Below are 15,010 nucleotides of genomic sequence, written 5' to 3' on the forward strand. Positions count from 1 at the left end.
TTAATACTTTCATATTAATAAATTAGCCCATGAGCATATTTGCACATTGTTTTGGTCATTCCTGTATTTTTGCGCCATGTCAAAAGTAAAAGTCAGGATAATTAATCAGTCGCCCAATCCCTTGCCCGAATATGCAACCGATCAGGCGGCGGGAATGGATATCCGCGCACATTTGGAGGCGCCGCTTGTTTTAAAACCGCTGGAACGGTTTTTAGTACCAACCGGTTTATTTATCGAGTTGCCAAAAGGGTACGAAGCGCAGATCAGACCACGCAGCGGTTTGGCTATAAAACAGGGGCTTACCTGTTTGAATAGTCCGGGTACCATTGATGCCGATTATCGTGGCGAAATAAAGATCATTCTGATCAACTTATCACAGGAGCCGCAAACCATTCACCCCGGCGATCGCATTGCCCAGATGGTTGTACACGAAGTGGAACGGGTAAAATGGAAACCTGTTAAATCAATTTCGGCAACTAAACGCCACGACGGTGGCTTTGGTCATACCGGTAAATCCTAATACATGCAATATATTAACCGACTCATTTGCCTTGGCTTTTTTATTGTGCTAATGGCCAGTTGCCGTTCAACCAAAAGCATTCAAACTGCCATTGCCAAAAAAGATACAACCCACGTAATTCCTGTAATAGACCCCCGCGCCGACTCCATGAACTTTATTCAAAAAGTGCTGGATACGGTTCATAAAAATCAAATCGATTATCAAACCTTTTCGGCAAAAATTAAAGTTGATTTTGAAGGTAAAGACGGCAAAAGGAACGACTTCAATGCCTTTGTGCGGCTGAAAAAAGACAGCGTTTTATGGGTAACGATCAACTGGGCATTTGGGATAGAAGCATTTAGGGTATTGATTACGCGCGATAGCGTAAAGGTATTGGACAAAATCAACAGAACGGTGCAGCTGCGATCGGTTGAATCGCTTCAGGAAGTTACACAAATGCCCATGACCTTTAAAGAATTACAGAACCTGCTGGTTGGCAATCCTGTATTTCTCGATAGCAATATCAGCTCTTATAAAAAAGACGAAAAAACCATTTCGCTGATAAGCATTGGCACGCTGTTCAAACATTTTCTTACTGTTGATAAAGATGATTACACCCTGCAGCATAGTAAGCTCGATGATGTGGATGTAATAAGGGCGCGCACGGCCGATATTACATACGGCGACTACCAGTATAACAAGAACATTCGTTTTTCTACATATCGTAGAATTACGGTATCGGAAAGGTCTAAGCTGGATATTGAAATGCAGTTCAAGCAGTTTGATTTTAACGTCGATTTAAGTTTTCCTTTTAATATTCCACGAAATTATAAGCGGCAATAAGCGTTAATTGGTATATTAGTTTCAGGTTACAAGTTACAGGTTACAAGGAAAAACCTCACCTGAAACAGGTAACCTGAAACCTGGACCCTGTAACTTGTGACCTGTAACCCGAAACCTGCAACTGAGTTTTTACAATTTTAAAATTCTTTTGGTATGTTGAAAATGATGTTTACCTGTTTTTTGTCGGTGGTTGTTTCGGTTGTAGTATTGGCACAACAGCCGCAACAACAACCTGGCAGCAGTGATGAACTGAAAAGAAAGCAGGCAGAGATTCAACACGAAATTGATGATCTGAAAACCACATTAAAGGCTACCAAAAAAAATACAAAGGCAGGCCTGCTGCAACTGGCCATGGTTCAAAAGAAACTACGGTTACGTGAACAGGCCATCGGTAACATCAATCAGCAGATCAATATCATCGAAGGCACTATTGGTAAGTCGAGAAATGAAATTGGCCGCTTAAAAAACGAGCTCGACACCCTGAAGGGTCAATATTCCAGGAGTATAGTATATGCTTATAAGAACCGCAGTAATTACGACTTCCTGAACTTTATTTTTTCAGCCGCCAGTTTTAACGACGCTTTGCGGCGCGTACAATATTTAAGGGCTTACCGCCTGTATCGCGAAGAACAGGCTTCTACCATAAAAAATACCCAGGTTTTACTGCAGGGTAAAATCGCAGGTCTTGAAAGCAGCCGCAAAGAAAAAGATGCGGTATTGCAAAAGCAGGAAAAGCAAAAGGTGGAACTGGAAGATGAAAAGAAAGAAAAGAATGAAATTTTGGGTAAGCTGAAAGAACGTGAAAAGGAGATATCAAAAGAGCTGACCTCAAAACAAAAAGCCGACCTGAAATTGAAAGTAGCCATCAGGGCCGCGATCGACAGGGAAATTAAAATTGCCAGGGAAAAGGCAATGGCCGAAGCAAGAGCCAAAGAGGCTGCTGAAGCAAAATCAAGAGAAGAGGCAAAAGCGCGGGAAGAGGCGAAAGCAAAAGAAAGAGAAAAAGAAAATGCTGCTGAAGCAACAGCAAAAAAACCGGCAACTACCGAACCAGCTCCCAAAACTACGGCACCTGTAGCTACCCTTGAACCCAAAAAGGAAGTGAAAGCAAGTACAAGCGTATTTGAATCAACACCCGAAGGAAGCCGAATCAGCGGCAGCTTCGAAAGCAATAAAGGCCGTTTGCCCTGGCCTATTGAAAAGGGCGAAGTAAAGATCCATTTTGGAACCTATTCAATTGAAGGAACCAAACTGCGTGGAAATAACCCCGGTATTACCCTCGCTACCGAAGCCGGTGCAACTGTAAAAGCCGTATTTGAAGGCGAAGTATCGCGCATATTCGATATCGATGGCAACTGGAGCGTACTGATTCGCCATGGTAAATATTTTACCGTATACAGCAATCTTTCATCGGTAAGCGTATCAAAAGATCAGAAAGTAACTGCGGGCCAGATGCTGGGCCGGGCTGCTGTTAATGACGAAGGCAATGGTGAAATTGAATTTCTGCTGATGCAGGAAAACAGGAACCTCGACCCCGAAAGCTGGATCAGAAGAAGATAAATCAATTAAGTCAGAAAAGTCCGAATGTCCGAAAGACCGAAAGAAAGATTGATTCGTATGAACATTCTTCCGGGCTTTCGGACATTCCGTTTCCGGACTATCTATAATCAAAAACCTGTTACTATGCTGAGAGCAATGGGCATCACCATCATCGCTACGGTATTTACCGTTACTGTATTTGCACAACCCCCCGGCAGCAGTGCTGAACTGAAAAGAAAACAGGCCGAAATTCAACATGAAATTGATGATCTGAAAAACACCCTTAGAGCTACAGTTGATGGTACAAAGGTGGGATTGCGCGACCTGGAAATAGTTAAGAAGAAGTTGCAGTTACGCGAACAGGCCATTGATAACATCAGCCGGCAAATAGATAATATCGAGGGCAATATAGGCAGGTCGCAAAATGAGATCAACCGGTTAAAAATCGACCTCGATACCCTGAAACAACAATACGCACGCAATATTGTATTTACCTACCAGAATCGCAATAACTACGATTTTTTAAACTTTATTTTTTCTGCTGCGAATTTTAACGATGCCCTGCGGCGCATTGAATACCTGCGCGCATACCACCTGTATCGCGAACAACAGACTATTGCCATAAAGAATATGCAGCAGCTGTTACAGCAAAAGATCGGCAGCCTTGAAATAACGCGTAAGGAAAAAGACGTTGTGCTGCAAAAACAACAAACCCAAAAGCTGGAGCTGGTAAGCGAGAAAAAAGAGAAGGATGAAGTTGTTGGTAAACTAAAAGTGAGAGAGAAAGAAATAACCAGAGAGTTGGCCGCCAAACAAAAAACAGATATTAAATTAAAAAAAGCGATTGATAAGGCCATTGAAAGAGAAATGGCCGCGGCCGAAAAAGCTGCTGATGAAAAGGCAAAGGCTGCAACAGCTACAGCAAAGGCGCCGGTAGCACGTACCCGTGCTAATAAAAAGGAAGTTAAAAAGAGTTATCTGGATGCAACGCCCGAAGGCATTCGCGTTAGCGCCAATTTTGCGGATAACAAAGGACGTTTACCCTGGCCCGTTGATAAAGGGTTTATTAAAATTCATTTTGGACGTTATAGAATAGAAGGAACAGATCACCTGTATAATGATAATCCTGGACTTACAATCGAAACTGAACCCGGCACTGATGTTAAAACCATTTTTGAAGGCGAAGTATCCAGCGTATTCGATATCGATGGCAAGTGGAATGTTATCGTTCGCCATGGTAAATATTTTACTACTTATGGTAGTCTTGCTACCGTATCTGTTTCAAGAAATGAGAAAGTAACTGCAGGCCAGGTGTTGGGAAAGGCAGCTATCAATGACTATGGAAAAGGCGAACTTGACTTTTTATTAATGATAGAAAAGGAAAAGGTTGATCCCGAAAAGTGGCTAAGAAAAAGTCGGTAAGTCGGGAAGTCCGAAAGACCGAAAGAAAGATGATTCGTATGAACATTCTTCCGGTCTTTCCGACTTCCGGTCTTTCGGACTGCTTCTATACGCGATTATAAATATTCTGTAAAAAACGGTTGTACAATGCTTCGTAGCGGGGAACAATGGTTTCGATGTCGAACAAACGGGCCTGGGCAGCTGCTTTTGCTTTAAAACGATCCAGTTTGCTTTCATCACTTAAAAGTTCAATAGCTCTTTTGCTCATCGTTTCAACATCGCCAACATCGGCCATATAACCGGTTTCGCCTTCAATATTAATTTCGGGTAAGCCCCCTGCGTTACTGCTGATAACCGGTACACCGGCTGCCATTGCTTCAAGGGCTGCCAAACCAAAACTTTCATAATCAGATGGCAGAATAAAAAGATCTGATATGGCCAGTATTTCTTCAATCTGTTCCTGGCGGCCAACAAAACGGGTTTCGTCGTACACACCCAGTTCACGGGCCAGACTTTCGGCGCTGGGACGTTCGGGGCCGTCGCCCACAAACAATAATTTACTGGGCACTTTTTTATTGATTTCAGCAAATATGCGTACTACATCATTCACCCGTTTCAGCTTACGAAAGTTCGATGCGTGCAATACCACTTTTTCGTTATGTGGAGCAATTACCCGCCGAAAAGCATCGATGGGTTTTTTGCGAAAGCGCTTTACGTCAACAAAGTTGTGAATGACCTTAATCTCTTTTTCGATCTTGAAATTTCGATAGGTTTCATCGCGCAGGTTATGCGATACGGCGGTAATAGCATCGCTTTCGTTGATCGAAAAAGTAACCACGGGAGCGAAGGTTTTATCCCTTCCTACCAGCGTAATATCAGTACCGTGCAGGGTGGTGATAACCGGAATGATTTTTCCCTGTTTCTCCAGAATTTTTTTGGCCATATAAGCTGCCGAAGCATGCGGTATGGCGTAATGCACGTGCAGCAGGTCGATATTGTTATTCACAATTACATCTACCATCGTGCTCGATAAAGCCGTTTCGTACGGGGGATAATCAAATAAAGGATAGGTTGGCACCCGCACCTCGTGATAAAAGATATTGGCATTAAACTCACTCAGCCTCACCGGCTGCTGGTAAGTGATAAAATGTACCTGATGTCCTTTGTCGGCCAGGGCTTTTCCCAATTCCGTTGCTAACACGCCACTTCCACCAAACGTAGGATAACAAACTATTCCAATGCGCATATGGCAGATTAATTAAGGGTGTGAAGGTAATTTAAAACAGTCAAATAAGTGGTACCGGTCATACCAGACAGATTAGTCAAATTAGTCAGGTGGGTCAATTGAGTCATATCAGTCAAATCATTCATATTGGTCAAATAATTTAAAAACGTCAATCAGGAACAAGGGGTTGAGCAGGTTGCGAGATAGATATGTAAGTCATATAAGTTAAAAATGATTAACAATTATTTATTGCATATCATATGTTTTGCCTTCCCGCCTCGCTGCCTTTTTGCCTTGTTGCCTTCCGGTTCCTATTTTCGTGTAAAATAACGCACATGAGAATTAAATTGTTTACGCTATGTCTGACAATTATTTCCTGTACCGGATACGCTCAAAATGATGATGCTGCAAAAATTAAGGCTATTGCAGATGAAATTTTATTACATGGTAAAGCCTACGATAATTTACATACCCTTACAAAACAGGTAGGCGCCCGCCTTACCGGCTCACCGCAAACCTATAAAGCCGAAGCCTGGGCGCAAAAGGCACTGCAGCAGGCCGGGGCCGACCAGGTTCAATTGCAGTCGTGCCTGGTGCCGCACTGGATACGTGGCGGAAAAGACGAGGCCTGGATTGTTACCCCCGGCAAAAAGAACCAGCCATTGGACGTACTGGCTTTGGGCAACTCAATGGGTTCCGGAATAAAAGGCATTCAGGCGCCTGTAGTGCTCGTTAATTCATTTCAGGAGCTGGAGCAAAAGAAGGATGCCGTAAAGGGCCGGATCGTTTTCTATAATTATAAATTCAATGATACTTATGTAAAAACCTTTGAAGCGTATCGCGATGCGGTGCAATACCGCGGACTGGGACCCAGCCTGGCTGCAAAATATGGAGCCGTGGCCGTATTGATCCGCTCAATGAGCCATGCAGCAGATAACAACCCGCATACCGGCGCTACGCGGTATAATGATTCATTTCCCAAAATTCCTGCTGCCGCCCTGGGCTTACAGGATGCCGACCGCCTTGCCGCATTATTGAAAAATGAACCGGCTACAGTTTTTTTAAAAACAAACGGACAAATGTTGCCCGATACCGTAGCGCATAATGTAATTGGCGAACTGACCGGCAGCGAGTTTCCCGAGCAAATTATAACAGTAGGCGGTCACCTCGATTCGTGGGACCCCGCCGAAGGTGCGCATGATGATGGCAGTGGCTGTGTACAATCTATCGAAGTATTGCGTGCCCTGAAAGCCATTGGGTATAAACCCCGGCATACCATTCGGGTTGTGTTATTCGCCAATGAAGAAAATGGCTTGCGCGGTGGTACTAAGTATTCCGAAGAAGCCCGTAACAAAAAAGAGCAACATATATTGGCGCTCGAAAGCGATGAAGGCGGATTTACTCCACGCGGTTTTGGCGTTACTATGCCAACGGAAAAAATGAATAAAATGCGCACATGGTTGCCTTTATTATCGCCCTATGGCATCAGTGAAATTGAAGAAGGCGGCGGCGGCTCTGATATCGGTCCGTTGAATCGCGACCTGGGAACACCGCTGGCCGGTTTACAACCCGATTCGCAACGGTATTTTGATATACACCATGCCCGCAGCGATGTTTTTGAAGCCGTAAACAAGCGTGAACTGGAGCTGGGTGCTGTTTCTATGGCAGCATTGATTTATCTTGTGGATAAGTACGGTCTTTAGCCTATAAGCAATAGACAATAAGCAATAAGCAATTGGCAATAGATAAGTGCGGTCGGTTTTGCTTTAAAATTTGCATATTGCTTATTGTCAATTGCCAATTGATTTCCTGAACCCTCATATTACGTTATGCGGAAAATATTTTTACTTATTGTTGCCATTCTGCTACTTGGCGCCGGCGCCATTATGTACTGGAAATACTTTTTTGTATTCGGGCAGGGTGTAAAATCGGGCCACCTGAATTATGTGGTGTTAAAAGGCGATTTGTTCAAAACCTATGAAGGGAAGCTGATACAGGAAGGCATTCGTTCGCGAACTGCCGGCAGCATACAATCGTACGAATTTGAATTTTCGGTGGTGAGTAAAAGCATAGCCGAAAAACTAATGGCCAACAGCGGTAAATGGTTCGATTTGCAATATAAAGAATACCATAATGTAGTGCCCTGGCGCGGCAATACCACGTATATTGTTGATAGTATTATTTCAATGAAAGAGGACCGGTAGCGCTTAGCCCAGCAAACAAAATATAGCCGGGCGTTTATGCAAATCAGGGATCTGCTTTTTCCATTCGGCCAGTGTTTTTGTTTTGATATATTCTGTATCGGCAGTGATGTCGGCGGCGATACAAAGTTTGGTTGTGGGTCTGCCGGCTTTTATTAAGGTTTCGAGCAGTTGATTATTGCGGTAAGGCGTTTCGATAAATATTTGTGTGCAGTTCTTTTTGGCCGATTCTGCTTCCAGATCTTTGATGGTTTTGATGCGTTGGGCGGTATCGATTGGTAAATAGCCAACAAATTGAAATTGCTGACCGTTCATGCCGCTGGCCATCAATGCCAGTAAAATAGAGCTTGGCCCTACCAAAGGTTTTACAGTGGCGCCTGCTACATGGGCAGCTTCGGCCAGTAACTGACCGGGATCGGCAACACCGGGGCAACCGGCTTCGCTGATGATGCCGATATTTTTTCCTTCCTTTAAAAATTTTTTGAAAGCCGAAAGCGTAGCATTGGTATCGGTTTTATCAATGAGCGCCCAGGCGTACTCGTCGATTACCATTTCCTTCCAGATGCTTTTTAAATAACGGCGGGCGCTTCGTTCATTTTCTACAAAAAATACCTGGCATTGCTTAACTGCATTCAGCACATAAGCCGGAATGGTTTCCGTTGCATTTTCATGCAACACAGAAGGTATGAGATAAACAGTGCTTGCAGACATGAAGCGGTTTGTAGTTTGAAGTTTGTGGTTTGTTGAGGTTGCTGTTACCCTGTATTCCCTTCAACATTCTACATTTAATATTCGATATTCAGTATTGGGTTTTACTTCTTCATTTCTCATTTCAAATTCTTCATTTATTCAATGCCTACCTTATCATCCCTATGATACAAGCTAATGGTAGCGGCCACCACGGCATACGCCGGGGCCAGTACCCAGCCAACAAAAGGCACCACGTGCATCATGTAAAACACCATGCCGTTGCCAATGGCCAGCCCCTTGTGCTTTCCAATGAATGAAATACTTTCCGAAGGTGATAACTTGTGCCGTTCGCAGCTGTAATCGAGCATTGAAAAGCCGTAATAATAGCATTCAACCAGTAATGTAGTTACCGGTATAATCCAACCTACTACGGGTATAAAAGAAAGAATTAATAACGATATGGTATATACGGATTGCCACAGGGTATTGCGCAGGGCGAGTTTAATACCCCTCATGATGTCGGCGAGCAGTTGCTTAAAGCTGAAGGGGAAGTCTTTCCCTTCCATAATCGACTCGGTTTTTTCGCTCAGGTAGGCAAATACCGGCGAGCCTATGATCAAAAACAGGTATTTGAACAGTGAAAAGTAAAAGAGCATCATAATCAGCCGCACCATAATTTCACCCATCAGCAATAAAAAACTTAACAGCTGGCTTTTTTGGTTATGTACCCATTTGTCGACGCCCAGCTGGTGATTAAAATAAGATACCACCTGGCTCGAGGAAGTCCAGAAAAAGTACATACCGGCTAAAAAAAGCAGGGTATAAAAAATACCGGGAACAATAATCCACTTCCATAACCGGTGCTCCTTTATAAAGTTATGCGCCCTGTAATACGACTGAATGGATGTAACAATTTCTTTCAGCAAGTTTTATAAATTTGTTTTTTTCGTACACTATTGTTGGGTGGGCTCAAACTTAGTAAATATTTTAATTAACCCGCTAACGAATCGTTTATCACGATATTTTTGGTATAGTTGTATTAAATGAAAAAGCTCGATACCGGTTTTTATAACCGTTCAGATGTGGTGAAGATAGCGAAAGAATTGATTGGGAAGGTGCTGGTTACCCAATTTGGGGAAGTTATAACGTCGGGCCGCATTGTTGAAACCGAGGCTTATGCCGGCGCTATTGATAAGGCTTCGCACGCATTTGGAGGTCGAAGAACCAACCGAACTGAAGTGATGTACCAGCCGGGAGGCACTGTTTATGTTTACCTGTGTTATGGTATTCATCACTTATTTAATGTGGTTACCAATAAAAAAGATATTCCGCATGCGGTGCTTATACGGGCTGTAGATCCTATTCAGGGCATTCCTGCCATGGTTACCAGAACAGGCAAAAAGCAGGCTGATTACACATTAACAAAAGGGCCTGGCAATGTATCGCGTGCATTGGGCATTAATACCGGTCATACAGGCGCCAGCTTACTGAATGGTGAAATATTTATAGCGGATGATGATTTTGTGGCCGGAGAAAAAAATATTCTTGCAACACCCCGTATTGGCGTGGATTATGCCGGAGAAGATGCGAAACTGCCTTACCGGTTCATATTGAAAGATAATCCCTATGTGAGCGGCAAAAAAGGTTTGTAGTTTGTTGTTTGTGGTTTGTAGTTGCTGCCGCGATTTGTAAATACCTTGTTTATATAACAGACTCTATGTGTTATATCCGAAACGTTTAAAATTATTATTTGAGAGACTGCATCCAAAGAACCACAAACCACAAACCCAAAACTAATCAAGGAATTTTTTAAAAAAAGGAATTAACTCTTTGGCGAGTATTGCATGATCTTCAACGTTCGGATGATAAGTGCAGCCGCGGGGCTGCATGGGATTAAAGAAGTACAGGGCCACCGGTTTTGAAGAAGGGTTCATGGCATCTGTTTTGGCTTTAACGGCCGTGAGACAATTTTGTAACAGCATGCGATCGGCGCCATTGATCATGGGACTGCTCAACAACGCTATCTGCGCAGCCGGATATTTTGTTTTTACCAGCCGAACAAACTGAATGTATTTATCAACAAAAGTGGCGCTGTCGAAAGGCAGTCTTGGTTTTATTCCATCTCCTTTACTGAAATCATTGGTGCCTAAAGCGATGCTTACCACCTGCGGGGTATAGGTGGCAAAATTCCATAGTTGCGTACCCTGTTCCTGAAAATCGGTTTTTTCATACACCTGCGGCATAACCGGGCCATCGCTGTTCCAGTTGCGGTAAATGCCTATGCCGCTTACACTGCTTACCAAATAATTCACTCCCAGCGCCCGGGCCACACGCGGACCATAGGCCATGTACGCATTATGCTGATCGTGATACACACCGGTACCACAGGGCACATCCGACGGGTCGGCGGCAGCCCCGCAGGTAATGCTGTTGCCGATAAATTCAATCAATGGTAACTGAGGCCGTTGCAGGGCTTTTATATTTTTTCCGGTTACGCGTTGTATAATAACCGCACCAGTATGCGCTTCTGTTGCTTTATAGATCCATACCGTATGCTTTCCTGAAGCTGCAGCAGGTATTACAACAGTATCAACCTGTTTACCTGAAATGCGAATCCGTTTTTGATAAACCCCGTCTAACTCGTATTGCAGGTAATTATGGTCGAGCCATGAGGGAACGGAAACATATATACTACAACTTGTTCCTTCGAAACTAAACCCAACCTGTGCGGCGGAACTAATCAGCTCGAGCTGTTGGTTGTTATTGATAACGCTTCGGCCAAACGGATACAGCGCAGTTGCCGGTAACTGATCAATGGATTGTGCTGCCTGTTTCGAAACAGTGCATCCGGGCCATAAAATGGTGCAGATTAAAGCAATGATAAGAAGTCGGAAAGTTGCCATCAACAATCGGTATATGCGCCAAATGTATTTGATTTAAAAGAGGCCCGATGGTACTTTTTTAACGGATGAATATATTTTTTTGGATTTCTTTCCCGGGTGCAAATCATGGGTCATCCTTGTGCGATGGATGTGCGATCCTTGTGTCAAAACAGCTTTTTTACCAATGAAGGGTACATGTTTCACACAAGGTTGACACAAGGATCGGGCTATTCACCCCATGTTTTGCCGTATCTCACCACAGGTTTTGGTAAAGCTCACCACATTTGAGGTGGGGCGTTTTGAAGAGAAGTTATTTTTGTGGTGTTGATATGCCTGGCAACGAGTTCTTTGAAAAAGAGATGCGCACACAACTTCCGCGCGCACTTCGACTGAGCGCACGCTTCGACTTCGCGCACACTTCGACTTCGCTCAGTGCGGGCAGGAAAGATCCTTCGACTGCGCTCAGGATTTTACTTCGATCCTTCGACTACGCTCAGGATTAAAGCTCAGGATTAAAAGTGCGGACAGGGTATGCCTTTGTTGCCCGGCGGATGTTTGATAAAGATGAGCGAAATTTCGATACCGCCGCGGCTTTGTGAGGCGGTTTTTAAACTCGAAATATTTACATCGTAGGAAGCGCCTAAGCGAAACCCGTTAAACTCCAAACCAACATAGGGGATCAGCGCATCGTTCACATTGTTGAAGCGCGTCCACAAACCTGCATAAAAGTTGGTGGGGTTTTCTTCGTCCTGATTCATATTAAATCCAACAGCGCCGCCTGCCACCACGTTGGTAGCGCCGGCCTGCCGGCTGAATAAAGTGCTCAGGTATAAAGTGCGGGTGTTATCGGCAATCGGCAGGGCGCCGCCGGCATGCGCAGTTATACGGGGATTTAAAGTATAAAAAACGTCACCGGTAAAAGACTCTCTTGGTTTATTGAGGTGATAACCCGAAACGCCGAAGTAGTAGTTGTTGTACCCATCGGTTGAACCGTTGAACAGGGCGCCTACCGATACATCAAAATAGCTGAGGTTAACCTGTCGGTTGTCAACTACTTCACCGCTGGGGATCGTCCAGCCGCCGAACTGATCGAGCTCAGATTCAAAATTCAGTTTGGTACCATCTAACCGTTTGGTATTATAGGTACCCTGAAAGCCTATACCGATCTGGTTCAGTCCGTCTTCATCAATTCCTTTATGGTAGGCTGTAGTAAGAGAAATTAAGTTGGTAGAAAGAATGCCGTTGGCGGTTTTATCGGTCATTGCCAATACGCCAACGCCCCAGGTATCGAGGTCAGATATTTTACCACGCAGAATGGGTAAATCGAATGATACGGTAGAGGTAACAAAAGCTTTGCTTATGGCAGGCCATTGGTCACGATAATTACCGGCAATTCGAAAATCGCCATTGAATTTACCGGTTAAAGCCGGGTTCAATGTAAGTGGTGAAACAAAAAATTGTGAAAAATTAGGGTCTTGGGCTGCAGCTGTTTTCAGCAGGGAGCATGTGATAATTACTAATATAAATTTCCTCATCCGCATAGGTTTCGAGTCTAATAACAAAATACGAAAAAAAACAACATGCCTCTAATTAATTCGGTGGAATCGGCTATATTATAGATTTTCAGTTTCTGTTTTTAATGGGGCAATAAAATATACTGAGTTTTTGAATAAAGGGTTGGCTGAAAAATCAATTTTTGTTAATGAGTCTTCGACTGCGCTCAGACTCTTTACGTTCGATCCTTCGACTTCGCTCAGGAGTTTTCCGGCCAATTGCCTTATTGTCTTTTGTCTGATATTTTTTTTCCCTGTTGCCTTTATGACTTATTGCCTTGTTAGTTCGCCGTAGCTTCAGCGAAGGCGGGTTTTTACATCTGCACTTTTGTTCCAAATGCCAGATCTCCGGCATCTCCCAAACCCGGAACGATGTATCCTTTGGCGGTGAGTTCTTCGTCGATCGCTCCGCACCAGATCTTAACATGAGGCTCGCTGCGCAAAACGTATTCAATGCCCACGCTGCATGCAATGGCTACCACCACGTGCATTTCGCGCGGATGTCCTTCTTCGCGCAAATATTGAATGGTTTTTACCAGCGATGAACCGGTGGCCAGCATGGGATCTGAAATGATCACTACGCGGTTTTCCAGCTCGGGGCAGGAAATATAATCGAGACTGATTTCAAAACTGCCATCCCGGTTATGTTTGCGATAGGCCGAAATAAAAGCATTATCGGCTTTGTCGAAATAGTTCAGTAAACCCTGATGCAATGGTAAACCGGCCCGCAGAATGGTAGCCAGCACTGGTTGTTCTTTCAACACTTTGCATTGTGAAATGCCCAGCGGGGTTTGCACTTCTTTTTCTTCGTACTCCATTTTGCGGCTGATTTCATAAGCGGCTATTTCACCAATCCGTTCAAGATTTCGCCGGAATCGCATACGGTCGCTCTGGATCTGAACATCCCGTAATTCGCTGACCCATTCACAAATCAGAGAACACTCGGTGCTGAGGTTAATAACCATTGATAAGAGTTTTGGTATTTGGATTCCGATACATGAAATTTGACGGGCAAATCTATTCTAAATATTCGTTTCTATAACTACAAATCTACTAACAGTTATGATCTATCGGGCAATTGGCATTATGAGCGGCAGTTCTCTCGACGGGCTGGATATTGCGTTTGTTGAATTTCATGAAAGCTCCGGCGCCTGGCAATATGAAATAAAAGCAGCAGATTGCTTTATTTATCCTGATGAATGGGTCAATAAACTGAAAGGCGCCGTAACCCTCAATGCACTGGATTATCAATTGCTGCATACCGAATACGGGCACTATATTGGCCAACAGGTAAATGAATTTATTGCGAAACATCAACTCCAATACCAGATACAACTGATTGCTTCGCACGGACATACAACGTTTCATGCACCCGGCCGTAAAATGACTGCCCAGTTAGGCGATGGCGCCGCCATTGCCGCAGCAACCGGAATTAATGTGGTGAGCGATTTGCGCGCAATGGATGTTGCCCTCGGCGGCCAGGGCGCCCCCATTGTGCCCATTGGTGAAAAATTATTATTGAACAACTATACCTTTTACCTGAACCTCGGAGGTATTGCCAATATTTCCTACAACCATCCTGATAAATATATTGCTTACGATATTTGTCCGGCTAACAGGGTGCTGAATATACTGGCTCAGGACGCCGGCAAACCTTACGACGATGGGGGGCAACTGGCAGCCACCGGAACGATAAATATAGGATTATTGAAAATGTTGAATGAACTGGAGTATTACCGGTTACCCTATCCCAAATCGCTGGCCAATGATTTTGGAACTGATGTGGTGTGCCCTTTAATAAAAAGCAGCGGCGTAAGTGTAGCCGATGGCCTGCGAACCAGTGTGGAGCATATAGCGATTCAAATCAGTGAGGCAATTCAAGCACTCATCAGCAACCACAAACCATCCTTCGACTCCGCTCAGGACCTTAAATTGTTAGCTACAGGTGGTGGCGCTCACAATACCCTCCTGATGCAAACCCTAAAAAATGCATTGGAACCTGCAGGGGTAGAAGTGGTGGTGCCTGATAAAGACCTGATCGATTATAAAGAGGCTATTGTTATGGGGTTGATCGGTGTTTTGCGTTGGCGCGAAGAAAACAATGTATTGTCGTCGGTTACCGGCGCCGCCCGCAGCAGCATCGGCGGTGCGGTGTGGATAGGGCAGGAAGCATAGGA

Annotated in this window: 14 protein-coding genes; 8 read left to right on the forward strand and 6 right to left on the reverse strand. The window is 44.2% G+C overall.

Annotated features, from left to right (window positions below; translation table 11 throughout):
* The first annotated feature begins 76 nt into the window (after window positions 1-76).
* The 4 genes from dut (at window position 77) to AC59IL_RS18620 (ending at window position 4,303) form a co-directional block, all read left to right on the forward strand.
* Window positions 77-520 carry a dUTP diphosphatase gene (dut, locus tag AC59IL_RS18605; RefSeq protein WP_496553685.1) on the forward strand — a complete coding sequence of 148 codons (444 nt, stop codon included), beginning with the start codon at window positions 77-79 and terminating at the stop codon, window positions 518-520.
* A 3-nt stretch (window positions 521-523) separates the two neighbouring features.
* Window positions 524-1,342 (forward strand): lipoprotein insertase outer membrane protein LolB1, encoded by an 819-nt coding sequence (gene lolB1 / locus AC59IL_RS18610; protein WP_496553686.1) that lies wholly within the window; start codon window positions 524-526, stop codon window positions 1,340-1,342.
* Between the two features lie 153 nt (window positions 1,343-1,495).
* Window positions 1,496-2,902, forward strand: a complete 1,407-nt coding sequence (locus AC59IL_RS18615) for a murein hydrolase activator EnvC family protein (protein ID WP_496553687.1) — start codon at window positions 1,496-1,498, stop codon at window positions 2,900-2,902.
* Between the two features lie 123 nt (window positions 2,903-3,025).
* A complete protein-coding gene (locus AC59IL_RS18620) occupies window positions 3,026-4,303 on the forward strand; it encodes a murein hydrolase activator EnvC family protein (RefSeq protein WP_496553688.1) in 1,278 nt (425 codons plus the stop codon).
* 85 nt (window positions 4,304-4,388) lie between these two features.
* On the opposite strand, the gene bshA is transcribed toward AC59IL_RS18620, so the two are convergent.
* Window positions 4,389-5,528, reverse strand: a complete 1,140-nt coding sequence (gene bshA / locus AC59IL_RS18625; RefSeq protein WP_496553689.1) for an N-acetyl-alpha-D-glucosaminyl L-malate synthase BshA — start codon at window positions 5,526-5,528, stop codon at window positions 4,389-4,391.
* A gap of 314 nt (window positions 5,529-5,842) precedes the next feature.
* On the opposite strand from bshA, the gene AC59IL_RS18630 reads away from it, so the two are divergent.
* Together AC59IL_RS18630 and AC59IL_RS18635 are read left to right on the forward strand one after the other, a co-directional pair.
* Complete coding sequence (locus tag AC59IL_RS18630) at window positions 5,843-7,210, forward strand: M20/M25/M40 family metallo-hydrolase (protein ID WP_496553690.1); 1,368 nt, start codon at window positions 5,843-5,845, stop codon at window positions 7,208-7,210.
* A gap of 126 nt (window positions 7,211-7,336) precedes the next feature.
* Window positions 7,337-7,711, forward strand: coding sequence for a hypothetical protein (locus AC59IL_RS18635; protein WP_496553691.1), 375 nt, complete (start codon window positions 7,337-7,339; stop codon window positions 7,709-7,711).
* Window positions 7,712-7,714: 3 nt separating this feature from the next.
* Here AC59IL_RS18635 and AC59IL_RS18640 read toward each other — a convergent pair whose 3' ends face one another.
* Window positions 7,715-8,419 carry an SAM-dependent methyltransferase gene (locus AC59IL_RS18640; protein WP_496553692.1) on the reverse strand — a complete coding sequence of 235 codons (705 nt, stop codon included), beginning with the start codon at window positions 8,417-8,419 and terminating at the stop codon, window positions 7,715-7,717.
* Window positions 8,420-8,553: 134 nt separating this feature from the next.
* The gene (locus AC59IL_RS18645) at window positions 8,554-9,324 is read right to left on the reverse strand and encodes an EI24 domain-containing protein (protein ID WP_496553693.1); all 771 of its coding nucleotides are present in this window, start codon (window positions 9,322-9,324) and stop codon (window positions 8,554-8,556) included.
* A gap of 117 nt (window positions 9,325-9,441) precedes the next feature.
* Between AC59IL_RS18645 and AC59IL_RS18650 the strand changes: the two genes are divergently transcribed.
* On the forward strand, window positions 9,442-10,050 hold the full coding sequence (locus AC59IL_RS18650) for a DNA-3-methyladenine glycosylase (RefSeq protein ID WP_496553694.1): 609 nt from the start codon (window positions 9,442-9,444) through the stop codon (window positions 10,048-10,050).
* Window positions 10,051-10,191: 141 nt separating this feature from the next.
* Here the strand turns inward: AC59IL_RS18650 and AC59IL_RS18655 are convergent, their stop codons facing one another.
* From AC59IL_RS18655 to upp, 3 genes are all read right to left on the reverse strand, one after another.
* On the reverse strand, window positions 10,192-11,301 hold the full coding sequence (locus AC59IL_RS18655; protein ID WP_496553695.1) for an SGNH/GDSL hydrolase family protein: 1,110 nt from the start codon (window positions 11,299-11,301) through the stop codon (window positions 10,192-10,194).
* Between the two features lie 491 nt (window positions 11,302-11,792).
* Window positions 11,793-12,815: a PorP/SprF family type IX secretion system membrane protein gene (locus tag AC59IL_RS18660; protein WP_496553696.1), complete on the reverse strand. Its 1,023-nt coding sequence runs from the start codon at window positions 12,813-12,815 to the stop codon at window positions 11,793-11,795.
* Between the two features lie 332 nt (window positions 12,816-13,147).
* Window positions 13,148-13,798 carry a uracil phosphoribosyltransferase gene (gene upp / locus AC59IL_RS18665; RefSeq protein WP_496553697.1) on the reverse strand — a complete coding sequence of 217 codons (651 nt, stop codon included), beginning with the start codon at window positions 13,796-13,798 and terminating at the stop codon, window positions 13,148-13,150.
* A 97-nt stretch (window positions 13,799-13,895) separates the two neighbouring features.
* On the opposite strand from upp, the gene AC59IL_RS18670 reads away from it, so the two are divergent.
* Complete coding sequence (locus AC59IL_RS18670) at window positions 13,896-15,008, forward strand: anhydro-N-acetylmuramic acid kinase (RefSeq protein ID WP_496553698.1); 1,113 nt, start codon at window positions 13,896-13,898, stop codon at window positions 15,006-15,008.
* Window positions 15,009-15,010 lie beyond the last annotated feature (2 nt).

This window comes from Niastella sp. sgz303648 (assembly GCF_059587045.1).